The organism is Jannaschia maritima, assembly GCF_030973515.1.
Lineage (GTDB): Bacteria > Pseudomonadota > Alphaproteobacteria > Rhodobacterales > Rhodobacteraceae > Jannaschia > Jannaschia maritima.
In genome coordinates this window covers 26,646-44,561 of the sequence record NZ_JARGZA010000014.1, presented here as the reverse complement: position 1 = coordinate 44,561, position 17,916 = coordinate 26,646, and the positions used below count along the sequence as shown (strand labels likewise).

Genomic DNA, 17,916 nt, shown 5'->3' with positions numbered 1-17,916 from the left:
ATTCGTGGGACGCGCCCACTGGGTTGTGGCGATCATTCGTCGCCGGGGTCGCCGAGCTGGAGTTCGATCTCCTGCACGGCGTGATTGATGCGGTCCATGATCGCGGCGATCTTGGACGGGTCCGCGTCGACTTGAACGGACGTCCCGTCGCCGCGCATCGCGGCGGCCGTGTCGGCCAACGCCTGCTGCGCGCCGTTGATCTGCACGAGGATCTTCTGAAGCTCTCCGGCGCTGACTTCCCCGCCATCCTCCAGGTTGTCGAGCAGGGCCTCCGAGATAGCCCCCGTGGCCGCGGTGAGCTTGGCAAGCGGGTCGATCTCGCCGATCTCGATCCGCCCGTCCTCCGATAGGTCGAACACGAGCCGATTCGCCTCGTCCATCGCTCGCAGCAGCGGAATCAGCGCGCCCGCGTCGAAGTCCCACAGGTCGGGGACGGGGTCCGGCGACACCTCCGGAGGCGTCTCCGGCCCCTCCCCGACCCGGAACTCGGGGCGCAGGAGGCCGTCGATCTCGGCGGCCGCGGCGCCGATCAGCTCGGCCGCCCGCTCGATCGTCAGGCCGCCCGCCTCGTCGCCCATTTCGCGACCGAGGATGTCCTTCACCTCGTCCACGATCTCGCGCATCGTCATCTGCGAGGGCGGCTCGCCCTCGACGCCTGCCGCCGCGCGCAGGTCCTCGACGAGGTCGAACACCTTCGGCAGGACGAACATCTCGGGTGTCCCGCGGCCGGCATATTCCGAGATCTCGGCCAGCGTGCCTTCGATCGCCTGCTCGAAGAACGTCAAGGCGCCGTCGAGGGCATCGATGTCTCTCCTGACGCTGATGTCGCCGTCCGTCGGCCCTTCGATGCGGTCGAGAAGCTCCGGGAGGCCCTCCTCGATCTTGACGATGGCCGCCTCGATGAGATCGGCCGCGGCCTGCGGGGTAAGGTCGCCTGCCGACTTCTCCAGGGCGTTCTGCGCGTGGGACTGGACCTCCTCGATGAGATCGGACGGGCTCATCTCCTCGATGAAGAGGAAAAGGGCGTCGTCGTCGTAGGACGCGCGCATCTCGCGCACCAGATCCGTGAGGCCAGGGATCGGGAAGTTGCGGGCCGCGTCTCCCTCAAGGACGTCCTCGATCTTGGCAAGCGCGTCGTCGGTCACGGCCGTGAACGCTTCAAGGGCGTCGTCGAGACGTTCCTCCGCGCCTCGGAAGCCGTCGGGCGACGGGGTGACGGGCGCGACGTCGGGGACCTCGACCGCGTCGCCCCCCGACCGACCTTCCAACTCCGCGATCAGAAGGTCGATCCCGGCGCTGAGGAACTCGCTCTTGGCCTCGACCGACTGGCTGCCGAGGGAGCGGTCCAGGAAGTAGCCGGCTTGATCGGCCAGCGAGCCCGTCTCCGGGAAATCCGCCTCAGGCTCCTCGGGGAGCGTCGGCATGGGGTCGATCGGCGCAGGATCGGCGGGGGTGGGTACCGCCTCCGGCACGACCTCCACGGGAGCCGTCGCGCGCCCGTAGGCCGCCATGAAGCTCTCGGCCACGTTCTCGAGGCGCTGCAGCGAGCCGTCCCCGCTAATTCCGTTGTTCTTGAGCTGGAGTAGCTCGTTATTCAGGGCGTAGAGATATTTTTCGCCGTCCTCGTCGAAGAAGTCGTTCTCGCGTTGCTCCCCCCTGATCAGGTCGCGGACCTCTGCGCGCAGGTTGTTGAGCGCGATGTAGGCCGGGTCGCCCTTCTCGAAGAGCGTGTCGCCCTCGGCCTGCTGGCGGTCGACGGCGGCATCGATGGTCTCGAACAACCCGTTGAGCACGCTCGCCTTGCTGATATCGACCTCGAATTGGTCTTTCGCGTCGTTCCTGAACTCGATCGTCAGGGTCGGATCGGCTTCGCCGACGGATTGTATCGTCATCTCCGGGTCTCCTTGTATGTTGCGACGGACGGATTTCTGTAGTCGTTCCAGACCCCGGGGCTTAGTCCTCGAGCCCCTCCTCGAAGGTCGAGACGGCGCCCCGCAGGACCGTGAACATCGCGTTGGTGAGAAGCGAGTTGAACGCCTCCTCCATCAGTTCCTCGGCGGTCTTGGGATCGGTGTCATCGGATGCGTCCGCGGCGGCGGACGGGTCGGTCGGGGCCTGCGCGGGCTCCAGATTCATCGCTCGACCCCCTCGATGCCGGTGGTCGCGTCGGGGACGCGCCACGTCGGGATCGCACGGCCGCCGTCCTCGTCGTCCTCGCGCGTGGGGTCGTAGGCGCGCAGGACCTGGCCTGGCAGGCCGAAGGTCGCGGGCGGCCGGCCGCGGGGAATGTCGGCGATGACGCCGCCCTCGTCGCGCTGGACCGCGACGCGATCCGGCGCGGGGGGCGGCGGCGAGGATGTCTCGGGCCGGTCGTAGCCCGTCGCCTCCTGCCCGTAGGTCGGCAGCGCCACGTCGCGCGCGACCTCGTAGCTGTCGGCCTCCGTGTACTCGGTGGGCGCGTAAGTCGCAGCGCCGAACCCGTAGTCGCCGTCCCGCGAGAAGCCCTCGGTCGCCGATGGAGTCGGCAGGTCGGGCGGGCGCCCAGCCTTCACATTCCCGTATGCGGCGAAGCCGGCGGCGACGGAGTTGGCGACGATGTCGAAGATCTCGCCACCCGAGATGTTGCCGTCTTTCTTCGCATCCTCGAAGGTCTGTCGTCCCCTCTGGACTGCGGCGACGATGCCGGCGGCGATGGCGCTCATGGTCTTGCTCCCGTAGGCTATACTTGGAGGTTCGGGCGTGGGTCTTTCGTCAATCTGTCGAAGTCGAAGTTTCTTCGGCGGCCGCCTCGGGCGCAGAATCTGGCGTGACCTCGGCGGCGCCGCGCCAGACCGAGACGGCCCGGCCGCGCATCACCACGATTCCCGGTACCGTCCGGGAGGTTGGCGGCTCCTCGGGCTCCGCCGTCATCATCGAGAACGCGTTCTCGACCAGGTCCACGTAGCGGGGCGGGCCGGTCAGCATGCCGATGTCGGTCATCTCGGTGCGCACGACCGGATAGCGCGCGTCCCAGACCCCCAGCTCTTCGAGCCCGGCCACCATCGTCTCGAGGTCCATCCCCGACGTATCGACCAGGATCGAGCGCATGGAGGCGGCCGGCGACACATGGATGGAGCTTCCATCGAAGTACCACACCAGACCGTGCCGCGTCGCGAGCGCGTCCAGGAACGCGGACGGCGTGAATGCGCCGCGCAGCGACAGCACCATCCCCTCGACGCCCGGATCGGTCGTCACCGGAAGATCGAAGTTGCCCCCGAAGTCGCGCAGAACGTCGCGCAACGGGGCCTGCGTGATCGCATAGGGGACCGCACCCCGCCCGATCCGCTCGCTCAAGTCGGCGGCTCGCGTCGCCGTCGCAAGTGCCGCCGCCGCCGCTAGCGCCGACAGCCAATGCCCCCCGCTCATTTCTGCGACCCTTCGCCAGCGACCGCGCGACGCTCGTGCGCCGGGGCTGGTTCGCGGGCGGGCCGCTTGGCGAGCACGTAGCCGCGCCCGGGTCGGAAGGTCTTGGCCTGGACGGCCTCACCGGGCGCCTCGAGGAGCGCGCGGTCCCAGTCGGGATCGCGGTCTTGCGCCTTGGGCACCGTCGCTGCCTCGCCCGGACGGCGCCCGACCGGGGCGCCGGCTTCGTCGTTCGTCATGTCCGACCTCCGCCTCGTTCGTCACGACGAGGAAGGGCGAACCTTTCGCGAAACTTACTTTGCGGAAATCCGCTGATGCCGGAGACCATCAGCGAATCTAGGCTTGATTGAATTCGTTCGAGCGGGAACCTTTCCGCTTGCTCGACGCTGGTTCTCTCCCCGGCCGATAGCATGGAATAGCGCGAGGGCTCGACCCATCGTGCGGCCGCCTAACTGCCGGCGGAAGAACTGGGGGAAAGACAGATGAGACTTCTATTCGTGGAGGGACGTCCGTTCAGGGCGTCCGAACGCTTCGGGACGACCTTGCAGAACGACGGCTTCGCCATCGACGTCGCCGATGGCGCGGAGGCGGACGCCGCGATGGCAACGGTCGATTACGATCTCATCTTCGTCCGAGACAAGCTGCCCTGCCGGGATTCGGTTTCCTACATCAAAGATGCGCGGCATCGGCGTCCAGACAAGCCCATCGTCCTGCTCGACGTGCCCGAGGACGCGCGCGAGAGACGGGTTTCCGCGCTCGACGGCGGGGCCGACGACGTGGTCGGCCCTTGCGTTCACGAGCGCGAACTGCTCGCGCGCGTCAGGGCGATCCTGCGGCGCCCGCCCACGCGCGAGCAGGACGTGACGTGGTTCGGCGATCTTGCGTTCGACGCCGTCTATCGGACCGCCAGCGTCAACGGCAGGGACCTACGCCTCGCTCGCCGCGAGCTCGGGATGCTCGAGTGCCTGATGCGCGCGAACGGGCGCGTCGTCGTCCGGCGTCGGTTGGAGGAGGGGCTCTACGGCTTCGGCGATGAGGTGAGCGCCAACGCGATCGACGTGGCCATCCATCGACTGCGCGCCGAGCTCCGGCGCGCGTGCGTACGCACCCGGCTCGTCACGATCCGCGGGGTGGGCTACGCGCTCGAGGCGTGACCGCACGGACAGCCTTCCTTCGGACTGCGCTTTCTCGGTAAGGTAACTGAGAGGTAGGGCGACGATCGCTTCCGGGGATTGGGGTCGCGATCGCCGGGACGGCGGCGCGGACCGCATGCTCCGGGCCTCCGCCCGGGGCCAAGCGAGGAATGGATTCGAAACGTCATGTGTTGCGATGGGTGCGATGGGCCGCAGGGAGACCTTCTGGTCCGGAGCTATACCAGGATGCTGGAGATCACCGAGGCACTCACGGAGGAGGAGGCCGCGCGCGTGGCCGAACTGGTCGCGCGCGAGGACATGGGTCGGCTGGTTGAGGACCTCATGCAGCGCGTTCCCGCCACTCGGCCGGAGCCGGTGACGCAGGCGAGCTTGCACGAGTTCGGGATGGAATGCGATGTCGCGGTCCCCGCGCTCGAGGTGCTGAAGGGATTCCGGTGCGATGGCCTATCACGCGACATGGCGTGGGACGCGCTTTGGGTTGCGCTGGTGGAGGGCGTCCCGGAGGTGCCGGGCAGCGGCCTACGCCATGGCGATGCCGCCGGTGCGCGGCAGGCGATGTGCTATCTGTCCGAAACGCGCTAAACGTAAGGGTCCTAGGATGGCAGACGGTTACGTTGACGGATCGGACGTCTCTCCTCGTCCGATCCGCCAGGACCGCCGGACTGGCAGCTGCGACCCGTGAGACCAGAAGGGACCACCGATGAAACCCGCACTTCTTTTGCATTATGTAAAACTTGGTCTCCCTCCGGTGAATTCTTGCCATGTTTGAGGCGGAGGGCATCGGAAGCCTCGGCCGGGGTGCGATGCCGCCGATCGAGATCGAGCCCAGCGAGGTGTTGCGATCGCTCTTCGACGAGATCGGGACCGTCCTGCCCAATACGATTGCCCACGCGATTGCCGTCGATCCTGTCTTGGACCGCGCCGCCTGGCACCACTTCCCGGGCAACCCCGATCTGCTGCCCCCCGATCATCAGTACCTGCGGAGCTTCCGCGGGTCGGACCGGCGGCTTCTCGCCGCGGCTACGGGCGCGCGGTCCGGTTGGATCGACGATGAGGACGTGTTCGACGAGGAGGCCCGCCGCACGGACCCAATCTACAACGAGTTCCTCCGCCCGCTGGACGCCACGCGGTTCGTCGCTCACGTGCGCTCTCTCGGAGGGGGAGCGCTGCTGCTTACTTACGTAAGCTTCCTGGGCGGCTGGCGGCCATCCGCCGAGGATATGGCGACGCTGCGACGCTTCGAGATCGTCGCGTCCTCGGTCGCGGCGCGGCGACGGGTGCTCGATCTGGTCGGTGCTGACGCGGACCTCTACAGGTCGTCCGACCTGCTCGAGATCGAGGAAGTCAGCGTCTTCGTGACAGATGGGCAAGGCCGTCTGCGGGAAACGAACGAAGCAGCGCGGGCTACTCTTCGGGCCGGCGACGCTTTCGAGACGCGTGGCGGGCACTTGCACGCTCGCGACATCATCTCGGACCGCTTTCTGCAGGCCTTCCTGCATGGGCCGGCCCCACAACCCGCGATGCTAACACGCCCCACCGACCCTCACGCGCCGATCGGCCCGCCGCCCCAACCCGACCTGGTCTTGATCCGGGATGCCGCTGGTCGACCGCGCCATGTCGCGCGCGTCCTGCCCGACCCGAATACCTACGACCGCCGGCAGGTCGTGTCACGTGCACTCGACGCGGCCCGGGCGGGCCCTCGGCCGATCGACCCGTTCGGCCTGACCGCTAAGGAGACGCGCGTTGCCATAGCGATCGCGCAGGGACACGACTCGAACGAGATATGCCTCATGGAGGGCTGTGCGCCCGCGACGCTGCGCGGCACCATCGCTACGATTCGCGAAAAGGCTGCCGCCTGCGGGGCGGACTGGTCCGACGTCGCCGCCATCTTTGGCTGAGATGCCTCCCGAGGTCGAGCGCGAGCTGGCAGCCGCGCTGGGTCAGCTGGTCGGAGCCTTCTCGGTGGAGTGTTTCGCGCCAGGCACGGCCGGGTCCTACCACGTTGCGGTCTACGGCGTGCTCGGTCACGCCGGCGCCGTCGCCGCGCGCCGCGAGGCTCCCGACGGGACGCGGCGGGAGCTGCGCGTTGTACCCGCGTCCGAGAACGTATTAGCGGGGCAGGCGGCCATCCTTGGGGAGGAGCTACTCGATGCTATGGCGGCCCGCGACCTCACTGCACGCCGGCGCCTGGCGGCCGAAGCGCGCCTGATTCAAGGGCTGCGGCCTGGATCGGTCCTTCTTGTCGGACCCGGCGGTCAGCTCGAGGATGCCCATGGCGTTGAGATGATGGAACTGCGCGACCTGGAGCTCCTGCGCCCCGCCGGGCCCCCTGCCATCGCGGCCGGAATGGGTACACTAGCGGCTTGTGTGAACTGGCGCAGGGGGGTAGGCGGGTCCGAGCTGCTGATGCGCGACGGCGCACCGACGGCGCGCGTCACCGTCGTGCCCTGCTTCATACGGGACGCATTAGCCGACACGCCCTGCCGCATAGCGACCCGGATCGAGCTGCTCCCCCTGGGTCGGGCGGGGCGCGACGTGGACCGGCTGACGGCCTTCGCGTCCGATTTCCCCGCGGACGACCGCGCCGCCCTGGCATCGTTGCTGGAGGATGCGCCGCTCGACGCCATCGCGCGCAAGCGGCTGCGCGGCCTCCGGAAGCGGCTGGACGTGCCTTCGAACCTCGCGCTCAGGGCCTTCCTGCGCCGGCTGATCTAACCGCTCCCCGGTAAGCTTCGCGCAAGGTCCCGGCCTCATCGGTATCGGGCGGCCGCGAGGGCCGCGCGGACGGCGAGAAAGCACCCATGATCGACAGCGTCGGACCAATCCCACCCCAGCCCGACCTGATTCCCGCGCAAGCATCCCCAGCGGGGAATGATGCTGGCACCACCGGGTGGGACGCCGAGATTGCACGTGCGCCGTCGGCCGAGCCGTCCCTAAGCGACCGCCTCGCGATGCGTGCCGAGACCCTCGGGCGTAACTCGCTGGGCTACGAGGCGGGCCGGCTGTCCGGCATCGGCGGCGACGTGTCCGTCTTCGAGCGCGGTGCCCCCGAAGACGTCACGGCCATCGAGGAGGAGAAACCGACGCCGCCCTCCTTTTCGGACATGATGAGCAACTTCAACAGTGCCTACTCCCACGCCGTCCAGGTCTCGGTGCTCAGCAGCGGCCTGACCGGGATGACGAAGTCACTTAATAAACTTATGTCGGGGAACTGATATGCGCCCTAGTCCATGTGCGATTGCCATGTTGGCGCTGATGCTGCTCGGCGGCTGCCGGCAGGAGCTCTACGGCGCGCTCGACGAGCAGGAGGCCAACGAGATCGTCGCCGTGCTCTCGCAGGCTAGCATCGACGTCGAGCGCCGCAGCACCGGGGACGCGATCTCGGTCTTGGTTGACCGGACCGACTTCGCCCGTGCGGTCGCGTTGTTGCGGACGCGTGGGCTTCCCAAGGAGCGCTACGACACGCTAGGCGACGTCTTCGGCGGCGGCGGCTTCGTCCCGTCGCAGATGGAACAGCGCGCGCGCTTCGTCTTTGCGATGAGCCAGGAACTGTCGCGCACCCTCTCGGAAATAGACGACGTTGTTTCAGCGCGTGTCCACATCGTCCTGCCGACCTCGGACCCCTTGTCTCGGCGCGCGACGCCGTCCTCCGCCTCCGTGGTGATCCGCCACGTCGCCGATGCCCCAGTAGCGCGGCTGATGTCGCAAATGAAGATGGTCGTCGCCAACAGCATCGAGGGCTTGCGTTACGAGAACGTGTCAGTCGTGTTCCTTCCGGTCGCTGCCGTGTCCGAGGATCGGACCCCGGACCGACCTGCGGAGGCGTCGGCGGAGCCCCCGGCGGCCTACACGCTGGTGGCCGTGCTGGGCTTCCTGCCGATCCTCGCACTCGGCGGCCACAGCCTGGTCAGCCTCGCGCGGCGCAAGGGGTCCGACATCCGCATCACGGCGCCGCAATGAGCGCGGGGATCCCGGCCGATGCGCTGACACTGGGCGCGTTCTTGCGTCACCTGCCAGGCGAGATCTGGGCGTGCGCCGGGCTCGGATTGGACGAGGCTGGGCTCGCCGCCTGCGCGCCGCGCCTGTCGGGCAGCCCGCGCCTGCGGGCGCGTCTGGCGCGCGAGCTTGCCGCGCGGAGCGGATATGCACTCGCGCTGAACGGCCCGGTCCCAACAGTCGTCCTGCCACTCCTGACCGGGGACGCGGAGGCGGCCGAACGGCATCTGCTGCTTTGCTGCGCCGCCGACGCGGCAGATGCGATCCGGGTCCGGATCGGGGCCGAGGCACGGCGCGAGGCCTTCGCGGTGCTGGGTCCCGACGCCTGTCTCATGGCCGTTCGGTCCGTGCCGCCCGGTCGGGGGAGTGGGCCGCTCCCGGTCGATCGGGCTGATGCGCTACGGCGCGGCCTGTCGCTGGTGCACCGTGCCTTGGGGTCGGAAGCCGCCGAATGCGGCTGGCTCGCGCTGCGCTTCGCACCGTTGCCCGAGCCGGCCGAGGACGCGGCCGCGCTGCGTTGGTTGAAGGAGGCGGAGGATGCGACGGATTGAGGTGACACCGGAGATCGCATCGTGGCTGGCGCGCCAAGGAGCGACAACGCTCGAGCCGCACCAGCTCGAAGCCTGCACCGCGGCCGGTGCGGTGATGGATCGCGCGCGCAAGGCTGCCGCGCGCTGGACCGAGCACGCCCGTGGCGAGTTCCGCACCGCCCGCGACGCCGCCCGGCTGGCGGGTCGGGCGGAGGGCATGAGACAGGCCGCGTCGGAGGTCGCCCTGATGCGGGCCTCCCTCGACGCTCATCTCGCCGAGCAGGAGACCTTCGCGCGCGGCGCAGTCGATGCGGCGCTGCGGACGGTCTTCGAGCGGATCGACGACGCAGGCTTCGTCGGTGCGGCGGTCGCCCGGGCCGTCTCGCTCAACGCGCTTCCCGAGCTGCGCGCGATCCGCGTCGCCGACGACGACGCCCGCCACGCCGCAGACGCCGCCCTAGGCTCCGATGCCGTGCCCGCGACCGTCGATGCGCAGCTCGTGTCCGGAACCGCGGAGATCGAAACCGAGCGGGGCCGCATCGTCGTGGACAGGGGCCGGATCGAGGCGGCCGCCATCGAAATCGCATCGGCAGAGGTCGTCGCGGCGCAGCGCGCGAAGGCGGACCTATGACGGTCCTGGCAAGCGAGCTCTACGCGCCATCGGGCCGCCTTCGCGCCGTGTCGGACGCCCGTCTCGTGGCATCCCTGCCGGGCGCCTTCGTGGGCGAGGTCTGCGAGGTGCGCGACCGGGACGCGACGCTGGAGGCGGAGGTCGTCGCGCTGAGACCCGAGGGCGTCGTACTCTCGGTGTTGGGCGATGTGGCCGGCCTCTCGGAATGCGCCGAGATCCGGCGCGCGCGTCGGCGCGCCATGGTTGGCGCGGGCCCGGGCCTCGTGGGGCGCGTAATCGACGGCTGCGGGCGACTGCTCGACGGCGCGGGACCCCTCGAAGGATCGACGGTCCAGGTCCCGCTCAGGCGGAGCGCGCCGCCACCGATGGAGCGGCCGCTTGTCTCGGAGCCCTTCGCCACCGGCATCAGGGTGATCGACGGCTGCTTGACACTTGCGCGTGGCCAGCGGATCGGCATCTTCGGGGAGGCGGGGGCGGGAAAGTCATCTTTGCTAGGCGCACTCGTGCGCGGCAGTTCGGCTGAGATCTGCGTCGTGGCGCTCGTGGGCGAACGGGGCCGCGAGGTCGGGGAGTTCGTTGCTCGGACCCTGGGACCCGAGGCAATGGCCAGCAGCGTTGTCGTCGCGGCCACCTCGGACCGCCCCGCGATGGAGCGCATCCGCGCTGCTGAATGCGCCACCGCCATCGCCGAGCATTTTCGTTCCTGCGGGCATCACGTCCTGCTGGTAGTGGACAGTCTGACGCGGCACGCGCGCGCGCAGCGCGACGTCGGCCTTTCGGCGGGCGAGACGCCCGTCCGCCGCGGCTTCCCGCCCTCAGTCTTCGCCGGGTTGCCCTGCCTTCTGGAACGGGCCGGGCTGTCGGGATCCGGTAGCATAACGGCTATCTACACCGTGCTGACCGAGGGCGACGGGGACGACGATCCGATCGCCGACGAGGTTCGCGGCATCCTCGACGGCCACCTCCAACTCTCGCCCGAACTCGCACGCAGAGGCCACTACCCGGCCATCGACGTGACCCGCTCCAAGAGTCGGCTCATGGCGGAGGTCGCGGCACCGGGGCATGCCGCCGCCGCGGGTGAGATCGCCGCCGATCTCGCCATGCGCGAGGAGCTGGAGTTCCTGCGCCGCGTGGGCGAGCTGCAACCTGGCCGCGACCCCACCGCAGACCGCGCGTTGGAGAGGATGCCCGGTATCGACGCCTTCCTACGCCAACCGCTCCATGAAGCGTCGGACTTCGAAGAGACAGTCGTGGCTCTCGAAGGCCTCGTGAGATGAGAGCGGAGCAGGATCGCGTTGACCGGCTCTTGCGGCTACGGCTGACCCGGTTGCAGGGCGCGGAGGCCGATCTCGGGGCGGCCGTACGTGCGGAGCGCGCGGCGACCATGCGTGTCGCGGCCGCAGAAGGATCCGTCGGCGCGTTCGAGATGCGCATGGCGGAGCTAAACCGCCGCATCTATGCGCGCTTACTGACGGGGGGCGGGAGGGGGGCGGCACGCTTCGAGGTTGCCGACCAGGCCTTCGACACCGCCATGTCGGATGTGCAAGGCGCTCGGGCAGCCGTCGAACAGGCATGCCAGGCCCGCGACGCAGCCGCCAACCGCCTCGTGCAGGAGGCGGCACGCCACCGCGCGACGGCGGCGAAGGCGGAGGCCGCGCGGGAGGTAGCGGAGGCCGAGGCGAAGTGTGCGCGCCGAGCCTGCGCGCGCCGCGAGTCCGCTGCCTTCGAGGAGCTTGCGCCGCGGGGGCCGCGATGATCGCGCCTCGGCCCTTCGTGCCCCCGCCCGCCGACGGGCCGGTGACCGACGAGGGCGGCGTCGCGGCGCTGAACGCGGCGCTCGTTCCCGTCGCTCCGGCTGGGCTGACGCTCGGCGGACGGGAGGTGACCGTGCGGCCGGTGCGCGCGGGCGGGGTCCCGGCCCGGGATCGCGTCGCGGTCGCGGTCCTGCGCGACGGGGTGGCGGCAGGCCTGCGCATCGAGATGCCCGCGGCGCTCGCCGTGGATGTCCCAGGCGCGGTCCTTCCGGGCGTAGCGGCGTCGGGCGCAGACCCGGTGGCGCTCGCGCTCGAGCTGCTCTTCGAGGCGGCCCTAACGAAGCTCGACGAGGGCGTGCCGGGGCGGCTGGAGCTCGTCGTCGCACTGTCCCCGGTAGGAGACGCCAGGCAGGCGACGCGCGCCTTCGAGGTCCGCGAGGGCCCGCTCGTCCACCGGGTCGAGGTCTACGCGGAGGCGGAAGGCTTGCCGCTCCTGGCGAAGGCCATGGCGATGCTGCCCCGAGCCGCGATGACGGGGCCGACGGTCCGCCCCACCGTCCGAATTGGCGCGATCCGCGTACCGGCGGCGCGCCTGGTCCGGCTGGGCGCGGGCAGCGTCCTGCTTCCTGCATCAGGTTCGCTCGAGATGCGGCGCGGTCAGCTCACGCTGGGGCGACGCGCAGGCGTCGTCACGATCGAAGGAGACCTAGCAACAATGGAGGACGTCATGACCGAACTGTCGGAGCCGTCGCGGCCGCCGTCCGCGACGGGCGGCGCTCTCGACTTCGAGTTCCACTTGCCGGGACGGCCCGCGACGCTCGCGGAGCTGTCCGCCCTGGGACCCGGGTGCGTCGTGCCGCTAGAGATCGACGTAGCGCGGCCGCGTGTCGAGATTCGCGTGGCTGGCGTGCCGTGGGGCGTGGGCGAGATCGTCGCAGTTGGCGACCGGCTCGCGGTCCAGATCCTCGAGCGGGCCGATGGGAACTGAAGCGCCGCTGCTGCCGACGCTGACGGTGATGCTAGGTCTCGGCCTCGTCACCTTCGCGGTGGTGATGAGCACGTCCTTCATTAAGATCGCGGTCGTGCTCTTCATCGTGCGCAACGCCATCGGCGTGCAGCAGACGCCGCCCAACATCGTACTCTACGGCATATCGCTTGCACTTACGGTGTTCGTGATGACGCCCGTGGCCAGCGAGATGGCCGACCGCCTGGCGGCGATCCGGCTCGACATGGCGACCGTCGAGGGCATCCGGCGTGCGATCGAGGTCGGCATCGAGCCCGTGCGCGAGTTCCTCGTGCGGTTGACGACCCCAGAGAAGCGGGTGTTTTTCCTGGAGGCGTCGGTGGCGATGTGGCCCGAACCACCCGAAGCCGCGCCCGCCGACGACGCGGTGCATCTGCTGATCCCCGCCTTTCTGACCTCCGAGTTGCAGCGCGCCTTCGAGATCGGCTTCCTGCTCTACCTGCCGTTCATCGTGATCGACCTCGTGGTCACGACGATCCTGATGGCGATGGGCATGTCGATGGTGACGCCGACAATCATCGCGACGCCGATGAAGCTGTTCCTGTTCGTGACCGTCGACGGGTGGACGCGCCTCGTCGAGGGTCTGATCCTGAGCTATGCGGGCTGAGGGGCGATCGGATGCAGCTTTCCGTCGCCGAGGCCCTGTCGGGCGCGCTGCAGATCTTCCTGCTGATCTCACTTCCCGTGCTGCTGGCGGCGATGGTCGCGGGGCTGTCGGTCGCGATGCTTCAGGCCGCCACGCAGATTCAGGACCAGACCTTGCCCCAGACCCTGAAGCTGATCGTCGTGGTCGGTCTCTTCGCCGGGCTCTTCGGAGCGCTGGTTGGTCCACTCGTGGGCTACACCGAGACGATCTTCGGCGGGTTCCACTTGCTTGTGCGATGAGCGACGATGCCATCCTCATGATTCAGGGTTTGTTCACGCTGATGGGCCCGGTCAAGAGCGTGCTCGTGGTGTTCGGGCTGTCGAGCGCGCGGATGGCCGGGATGATCCTCGTGATGCCTCTGTTCCAGCGCGCCGAGCTGGGCCTGCTGCTGTCGGCAGCCTTCTCCTTCGGACTAGGCTTGCCGATCGCGGTCGGCGCGGCGCCGTCGATTGCCGCGCTCGACCTGACCGATACACGGCTGCTCGCGGCGCTGGCGGTCAAGGAAGTAGCGATCGGGGCGGTGATCGGCGGCCTCGTCGCGTTGCCGTTCTGGGCCATCGCGGCCGGTGGGGAACTCATCGACAACCAACGGTCCATCGCGGCGGCGGGGCTCGAGGATCCGGCAACGAAGTCGCAGGCTTCCGTCACGGCATCGCTGCTGTCCTTCGCGGCTTTCGTGGTGTTCCTGCGCCAGGACGGGCTCGCAACGGTCAGTGGGACAATCTACGACAGCTATGCGGCCTGGCCGCTCGCCCAGCTCGTGCCACGCCTCGACATCGCCGCGCGCGATGCGCTGGTGGCCGCGCTCGGTGGCATCCTGATGGCGGCGCTGCTGCTTGCGGCGCCCTTCGTCATCCTGTTCCTCGTAATCGATGTCGCGCTGGCCGGCATCGGCCGGCTCGCCGGGCGCATCCCACTCGACAGCCTCCTGCCGCTCGTCAAGAACCTCGCCTTCTGCGGCTTCGCGCTGCTCTACGTAGGCCCGCTGTCGCACTTCATGGGCGCAGCGATCGCCGAGATCGGCCTCGTCGGCGCGACTTTGCGGGGTGCAACGCCATGAGTGCCGAGGAGAAGGACATCGCGCCGAGCCAGCGCAAGCTGCGCCAGGCGCGTCAGAAGGGGCAGGCCAAACAGCTCCGGGACCTGACCACGGTGGCGGCCTTCATCGCAGGGATCGGCGGCACCGCCATGGCCGTGCCCGCGACCGTCGCCGCCTTCGGACGCGGCCTGGACCTAGGCCTGGCCCATCTCGCCACGCCCCTGTCGGAGCGTGATTCGCTGGTCGCCGCAGCATCGGGCATCGTGAACCTGGCGCGCGCCGAGATTGCCTCGACTCTTTCGCTCGCCCTCGGCGGCATCATCCTGACCATCGTCGCGGTCTGCATCGTGGCCCATGGCGGGGTAATCTTCTCGCTCGCCCCGCTCGCGCCGAAGCTCTCGCCTCTCGATCCCGTAGCGGGCTTCAAACGCATCTTCGGCTTGCGTTCGGCCATCGAGTTCGCGAAAGCCTTCGTCAAGCTCGTGGCGGCGGCCGCGGCCTTCGCCTACGTTGCTGCGACCTTCCCCGCCGCGCTCGTCCGGCTGCCCGATTGTGGGCTCGGCTGCGCGCTCGAGTTGGGCGTGCTTCTAGTCCAGATCGTACTGGGCGCCGTGCTAGCGCTGGCGCTGGCCTTCGCGGTGCCCGACCTGCGCCTGCAGGCTTGGCTCTTCGAGCGCGACATGCGGATGACGAAGACGGAGCAGAAGCAGGAAATGAAGGATACCGGCGGCAACCCTCAGATCAAATCCGCGCAGAAGCGCCTCCGGCAGGAGGCCGCGCGGAGCGAAGGAAAGCGAGGCCCCCAGGCAGCGACGGTGATGGTGTTCGGCCGCGGCTGCGCCGCCGGCATCCGCTACGTGAAGGGCGAGACGCCGGTCCCGATCGTCGTGGCCAAGTCGCGAGACGCCGACCACGCACGCGCGCTGCTCGACCAGGCGATGGCCGGCGGCGTCCGGCTCTACGACAGCGAGAAGCTCACCCGGCGGCTTGTGCGCAACGGCGTCGTCGGCCGACAGGTGCCGCAGGACGCTTTCGCCGACGTGGCTGCCGCGCTGAGTGCGTCAGGTGCGCTGACTGCCGGCGCGGCGGCCTGAACGCGGGGCCGCTCAGCGGTCCCCCTCCGCCCATAGCGGGGAGCGGGCCTGCCGCTCCGGCGGCGTGGGCGGCTTCGGCTCGCGCCGGGTGGTCCCCAGCCCCTCAACGACGCCGGTGATCCCTAGGAGCGCCTCGGCGACCGATCCGGTCTCGAGGCCTGACACGATCCGCGCGATCGACGTGGTGACGGGCGCGATCCGCCCCGCCTCGGTCTCGTCCACCGCTACGCCGCGGATCTCCGCCTCGAGCGCTGGCGCGGAGGCCAGCACGCCCGACAGGACGGAGCGCCAGTCGCCGCCCGCCTGGACCGTCGCGAGGACCGAGCCCAGCCCCTGGGCCAGCTCGGGTGAGATCACCTCCTCCTCGCTGGCCGCCCGCAACGCCGTGAACACCGCCCTCTCGAGTGAGAAGCCGGTCTCGGTCGCGTCCACGAGGCCGCGGCCGATCGTGGCCACGCCGTCGGACAGGTCACCCGTGTCCACGCCAACCTGGATCGCCGTCCGCAGCGCGCCCTGCAAGGACAGCTCGCCCGCAGCGACGTCGCGCGTGACGTTGGACACCACGGTTTGCATCGGCGCGGACAGGCCCGCGAGACTGGCCACCAGCCCCGCAGCCGACCCGAGATCCCCCTCGGTCGCCGCGACCCTGATCGCCGTCGTCACCGCGGTCGACGCGCCGTAGGCCCCCGCCACCTCGGCCGCAGTCAGCAGCGCGTTGCGCACCGAGAGCTGGCCGTTCGAGGCGTCGTACCAAGCCCGCATCGCGGCGCCCGCGATCGCGGCGGGCGGGAACACGACGCCGGCCGCGAGCAGAACGGTGCTGACGATCCCCATCCAGGCGTTCTTGTAGCGGACCTCGGGGGCAATCTCCTGCAGGACCGTCCCGGTCCCGTCGGTGCGCATGGTCCGGATCGATTCCAGTTGGTCGGCATCGCCGAGGAGGTCGATCCGGCTCAGGACCGCCCCGTCGGCGCCGCGCGCGACGAGCGACGCGCCGTCGTCGGTATCCACGAGGTCCCAGCCGGCGGTCCTGAGGCCCTCGTGCAGGATCACGCGGTCGTATTCGCGGACCTTACCCTTCTTGATGTCCGCCGCCCACATCCAGGCGGATGCCGCATCGTCGAGCGCGAGCTCGCCGGTGAACGTCTCGAGCACCTCCAAACCGTCGTTGCCGCGGCCGAGGTCCAGCGTCGTGTCGACCGCGTGGCCGGCCAGCGCGAAGCTGTCCTCTCCGTCGCCGCCCTCGATCCGGGTCGAGGACAACAGCGACCCCTCGCGTGCGAACAGCTTGGCGTCGGCGTCGTCGAAGTCGATGAGCCCGCCCTCTAGCCGTGCCCTCGCCCCGATGTCGACCCTGGCGCCGCCGCGCCCACGCAACTCGACATCCCGCGCCGTGCCCGGCGCGAAGACGACGGTGGTGTCCTCGCCCTCGTCGGTCTCGATCTCGGCCGACGCGGTCTCGCCCATCAACGCGATCAGGGTGGCGTTGCTGGCGGCGGCTTGGAAGTCTTGGATGAACAGGTCGAACGTGTCGCGCGCCTGGATCTCGACGGCGCCGCGCCCCGCGCCGATGCTGGTGCCCCGTGACGCAGCCGTCACCACCTGCGCGTCGCCCGCGTCGATGTCGATGCGCGTGCCGGCCGTGCCCACGTCGGCAATGCGTAGGTTGCCCACGTCCGAAACGTTGTCGACGACGGCGCCCTCGACGTTGAAGACCAGCACGTCCGACCCGCCGGCCACCAGTTCGGGGCGCAGCGCCTCCAGCGCGCCGCGCAGCATGCCGCTACCATGCCCGTTGAAGTACCCTTCCTTCTTCGCTTCGCCATGGTCGAAGTTGTCGTCCATATCGAACGTGCGCGCCTTGCGACCGTCAAGCCAAACCATCTCTTTGCCCGGATGTCGCGGCATGTCCTCGTCCACGCGCCCATCCTTACCGAGGCCGACGACCTCCGCGATTAGTTGGGTCCGTTCGAGAGTCGCGTTATGCCCAACCCATTCCATCCCGAAGGTGACCGCGACCTTCGCCTCGGCCTCGTCAGGCGCCCGTCTACCCCCGCGCTGACGGTTCGCGTTCGTACCCCTACGCAACTCCATCTTGCGGCCCATGTCGCCCGGCTTGATGAACGACGCCATCCAGTCGAGATAGTCCGAGTCCTCGGCGGGCCCGCCGTCCAGGCTAAACTCGACCGCGCCTCGCTTTCCTTTCGACGGATCGAAAAGCAACTCCAGTCCGCTATGCTTCGACAGTGTCCAGTTTAGAAGGATCTCCATGAACTGCGCGTCGTTACCGCTCGCGAGGATGTTGATTGCGGCGAACTGCTCGGCGCTCGGGCCGGTGGACAGGTCGAATCCCTCGGCCAGGACGGCGCGGATCTCCGCCTCGCTCTGCGACGTGATCTCGCGCAGGCGCAGCTCCTCGATGCTGTTGACCTCGAGCTTGCCGCCGCCGTCCCGCGCGAGCGCGCGCACGCCTTGCAGCACCATCGGGTCGGACAGGTAGCGGTCGTGCGCCTCCTGCGAGATGACCCCCGTCGCCAGCCAGTCGGCCAGTAGCGCCAAGGCTTCGGGGAAGTCTTCGGCCGTCATCCCCTCGAGCCCCTCCTCCGACAGCGCGCGCCCGTTGAGCACCACGCGCGCCCAAGCCGG

General features: G+C 69.4%; 21 protein-coding genes. 15 read left to right on the top strand and 6 right to left on the bottom strand.

The genetic code is table 11. The features are described from left to right. Positions 1 to 32: 32 nt before the first annotated feature. From P0084_RS13715 to P0084_RS13695, 5 genes are all read right to left on the bottom strand, one after another. Positions 33 to 1,892, bottom strand: a complete 1,860-nt coding sequence (locus tag P0084_RS13715; RefSeq protein ID WP_308917431.1) for a hypothetical protein — start codon at positions 1,890 to 1,892, stop codon at positions 33 to 35. 61 nt (positions 1,893 to 1,953) lie between these two features. Beyond that, on the bottom strand, positions 1,954 to 2,136 hold the full coding sequence (locus tag P0084_RS13710; RefSeq protein ID WP_308917430.1) for a hypothetical protein: 183 nt from the start codon (positions 2,134 to 2,136) through the stop codon (positions 1,954 to 1,956). Then, positions 2,133 to 2,702 carry a hypothetical protein gene (locus P0084_RS13705; RefSeq protein ID WP_308917429.1) on the bottom strand — a complete coding sequence of 190 codons (570 nt, stop codon included), beginning with the start codon at positions 2,700 to 2,702 and terminating at the stop codon, positions 2,133 to 2,135. The genes P0084_RS13710 and P0084_RS13705 overlap by 4 nt, the downstream gene beginning before the upstream one ends. Positions 2,703 to 2,751: 49 nt before the next feature. After that, a complete protein-coding gene (locus P0084_RS13700; protein ID WP_308917428.1) occupies positions 2,752 to 3,279 on the bottom strand; it encodes a hypothetical protein in 528 nt (175 codons plus the stop codon). Between the two features lie 122 nt (positions 3,280 to 3,401). Continuing rightward, complete coding sequence (locus P0084_RS13695) at positions 3,402 to 3,641, bottom strand: hypothetical protein (RefSeq protein ID WP_308917427.1); 240 nt, start codon at positions 3,639 to 3,641, stop codon at positions 3,402 to 3,404. Between the two features lie 243 nt (positions 3,642 to 3,884). Between P0084_RS13695 and P0084_RS13690 the strand changes: the two genes are divergently transcribed. From P0084_RS13690 to P0084_RS13620, 15 genes are all read left to right on the top strand, one after another. Then, on the top strand, positions 3,885 to 4,556 hold the full coding sequence (locus tag P0084_RS13690; protein ID WP_308917426.1) for a response regulator transcription factor: 672 nt from the start codon (positions 3,885 to 3,887) through the stop codon (positions 4,554 to 4,556). Positions 4,557 to 4,781: 225 nt separating this feature from the next. Further along, positions 4,782 to 5,138, top strand: a complete 357-nt coding sequence (locus P0084_RS13685; RefSeq protein ID WP_308917425.1) for a hypothetical protein — start codon at positions 4,782 to 4,784, stop codon at positions 5,136 to 5,138. A 179-nt stretch (positions 5,139 to 5,317) separates the two neighbouring features. Beyond that, positions 5,318 to 6,454, top strand: a complete 1,137-nt coding sequence (locus tag P0084_RS13680; RefSeq protein ID WP_308917424.1) for a helix-turn-helix transcriptional regulator — start codon at positions 5,318 to 5,320, stop codon at positions 6,452 to 6,454. 1 nt (position 6,455) lies between these two features. Continuing rightward, a complete protein-coding gene (locus tag P0084_RS13675; protein WP_308917423.1) occupies positions 6,456 to 7,271 on the top strand; it encodes a hypothetical protein in 816 nt (271 codons plus the stop codon). A gap of 86 nt (positions 7,272 to 7,357) precedes the next feature. Next, complete coding sequence (locus P0084_RS13670; RefSeq protein ID WP_308917422.1) at positions 7,358 to 7,771, top strand: nodulation protein NolB; 414 nt, start codon at positions 7,358 to 7,360, stop codon at positions 7,769 to 7,771. A gap of 28 nt (positions 7,772 to 7,799) precedes the next feature. Continuing rightward, positions 7,800 to 8,516 (top strand): type III secretion system inner membrane ring lipoprotein SctJ, encoded by a 717-nt coding sequence (gene sctJ, locus P0084_RS13665; protein WP_308917421.1) that lies wholly within the window; start codon positions 7,800 to 7,802, stop codon positions 8,514 to 8,516. Next, positions 8,513 to 9,103 (top strand): hypothetical protein, encoded by a 591-nt coding sequence (locus tag P0084_RS13660; protein ID WP_308917420.1) that lies wholly within the window; start codon positions 8,513 to 8,515, stop codon positions 9,101 to 9,103. The genes sctJ and P0084_RS13660 overlap by 4 nt, the downstream gene beginning before the upstream one ends. Then, entirely contained in the window at positions 9,090 to 9,713 is a 624-nt protein-coding gene (locus tag P0084_RS13655; RefSeq protein WP_308917419.1) for a hypothetical protein, read from the top strand. The genes P0084_RS13660 and P0084_RS13655 overlap by 14 nt, the downstream gene beginning before the upstream one ends. After that, complete coding sequence (locus P0084_RS13650) at positions 9,710 to 10,990, top strand: FliI/YscN family ATPase (protein WP_308917418.1); 1,281 nt, start codon at positions 9,710 to 9,712, stop codon at positions 10,988 to 10,990. The genes P0084_RS13655 and P0084_RS13650 overlap by 4 nt, the downstream gene beginning before the upstream one ends. Beyond that, positions 10,987 to 11,469, top strand: coding sequence for a hypothetical protein (locus P0084_RS13645; protein WP_308917417.1), 483 nt, complete (start codon positions 10,987 to 10,989; stop codon positions 11,467 to 11,469). Before P0084_RS13650 ends, P0084_RS13645 begins: the two co-directional genes overlap by 4 nt. Further along, positions 11,466 to 12,455: a FliM/FliN family flagellar motor switch protein gene (locus P0084_RS13640; RefSeq protein ID WP_308917416.1), complete on the top strand. Its 990-nt coding sequence runs from the start codon at positions 11,466 to 11,468 to the stop codon at positions 12,453 to 12,455. The genes P0084_RS13645 and P0084_RS13640 overlap by 4 nt, the downstream gene beginning before the upstream one ends. Beyond that, a complete protein-coding gene (gene sctR, locus P0084_RS13635; RefSeq protein WP_308917415.1) occupies positions 12,445 to 13,098 on the top strand; it encodes a type III secretion system export apparatus subunit SctR in 654 nt (217 codons plus the stop codon). The genes P0084_RS13640 and sctR overlap by 11 nt, the downstream gene beginning before the upstream one ends. A gap of 11 nt (positions 13,099 to 13,109) precedes the next feature. Next, on the top strand, positions 13,110 to 13,376 hold the full coding sequence (locus P0084_RS13630) for a flagellar biosynthetic protein FliQ (RefSeq protein ID WP_308917414.1): 267 nt from the start codon (positions 13,110 to 13,112) through the stop codon (positions 13,374 to 13,376). Further along, complete coding sequence (locus P0084_RS13625; protein WP_308917413.1) at positions 13,373 to 14,197, top strand: EscT/YscT/HrcT family type III secretion system export apparatus protein; 825 nt, start codon at positions 13,373 to 13,375, stop codon at positions 14,195 to 14,197. Before P0084_RS13630 ends, P0084_RS13625 begins: the two co-directional genes overlap by 4 nt. Next, complete coding sequence (locus P0084_RS13620) at positions 14,194 to 15,270, top strand: EscU/YscU/HrcU family type III secretion system export apparatus switch protein (RefSeq protein ID WP_308917412.1); 1,077 nt, start codon at positions 14,194 to 14,196, stop codon at positions 15,268 to 15,270. The genes P0084_RS13625 and P0084_RS13620 overlap by 4 nt, the downstream gene beginning before the upstream one ends. A gap of 12 nt (positions 15,271 to 15,282) precedes the next feature. On the opposite strand, the gene P0084_RS13615 is transcribed toward P0084_RS13620, so the two are convergent. Then, positions 15,283 to 17,901, bottom strand: coding sequence for a hypothetical protein (locus P0084_RS13615; RefSeq protein WP_308917411.1), 2,619 nt, complete (start codon positions 17,899 to 17,901; stop codon positions 15,283 to 15,285). Between the last annotated feature and the right edge of the window lie 15 nt (positions 17,902 to 17,916).

Excerpts from the sequence above, each read along its gene's own strand:
- P0084_RS13715 (WP_308917431.1), bottom strand. The coding sequence starts at position 1,892 with ATGACGATACAATCCGTCGGCGAAGCCGATCCGACCCTGACGATCGAG.
- P0084_RS13710 (WP_308917430.1), bottom strand. The coding sequence starts at position 2,136 with ATGAATCTGGAGCCCGCGCAGGCCCCGACCGACCCGTCCGCCGCCGCG.
- P0084_RS13705 (WP_308917429.1), bottom strand. The coding sequence starts at position 2,702 with ATGAGCGCCATCGCCGCCGGCATCGTCGCCGCAGTCCAGAGGGGACGA.
- P0084_RS13695 (WP_308917427.1), bottom strand. The coding sequence starts at position 3,641 with ATGACGAACGACGAAGCCGGCGCCCCGGTCGGGCGCCGTCCGGGCGAG.
- P0084_RS13690 (WP_308917426.1), top strand. The coding sequence starts at position 3,885 with ATGAGACTTCTATTCGTGGAGGGACGTCCGTTCAGGGCGTCCGAACGC.
- P0084_RS13685 (WP_308917425.1), top strand. The coding sequence starts at position 4,782 with ATGCTGGAGATCACCGAGGCACTCACGGAGGAGGAGGCCGCGCGCGTG.
- P0084_RS13680 (WP_308917424.1), top strand. The coding sequence starts at position 5,318 with ATGTTTGAGGCGGAGGGCATCGGAAGCCTCGGCCGGGGTGCGATGCCG.
- P0084_RS13675 (WP_308917423.1), top strand. The coding sequence starts at position 6,456 with ATGCCTCCCGAGGTCGAGCGCGAGCTGGCAGCCGCGCTGGGTCAGCTG.
- P0084_RS13670 (WP_308917422.1), top strand. The coding sequence starts at position 7,358 with ATGATCGACAGCGTCGGACCAATCCCACCCCAGCCCGACCTGATTCCC.
- sctJ (WP_308917421.1), top strand. The coding sequence starts at position 7,800 with ATGTTGGCGCTGATGCTGCTCGGCGGCTGCCGGCAGGAGCTCTACGGC.
- P0084_RS13660 (WP_308917420.1), top strand. The coding sequence starts at position 8,513 with ATGAGCGCGGGGATCCCGGCCGATGCGCTGACACTGGGCGCGTTCTTG.
- P0084_RS13655 (WP_308917419.1), top strand. The coding sequence starts at position 9,090 with ATGCGACGGATTGAGGTGACACCGGAGATCGCATCGTGGCTGGCGCGC.
- P0084_RS13650 (WP_308917418.1), top strand. The coding sequence starts at position 9,710 with ATGACGGTCCTGGCAAGCGAGCTCTACGCGCCATCGGGCCGCCTTCGC.
- P0084_RS13645 (WP_308917417.1), top strand. The coding sequence starts at position 10,987 with ATGAGAGCGGAGCAGGATCGCGTTGACCGGCTCTTGCGGCTACGGCTG.
- P0084_RS13640 (WP_308917416.1), top strand. The coding sequence starts at position 11,466 with ATGATCGCGCCTCGGCCCTTCGTGCCCCCGCCCGCCGACGGGCCGGTG.
- sctR (WP_308917415.1), top strand. The coding sequence starts at position 12,445 with ATGGGAACTGAAGCGCCGCTGCTGCCGACGCTGACGGTGATGCTAGGT.
- P0084_RS13630 (WP_308917414.1), top strand. The coding sequence starts at position 13,110 with ATGCAGCTTTCCGTCGCCGAGGCCCTGTCGGGCGCGCTGCAGATCTTC.
- P0084_RS13625 (WP_308917413.1), top strand. The coding sequence starts at position 13,373 with ATGAGCGACGATGCCATCCTCATGATTCAGGGTTTGTTCACGCTGATG.
- P0084_RS13620 (WP_308917412.1), top strand. The coding sequence starts at position 14,194 with ATGAGTGCCGAGGAGAAGGACATCGCGCCGAGCCAGCGCAAGCTGCGC.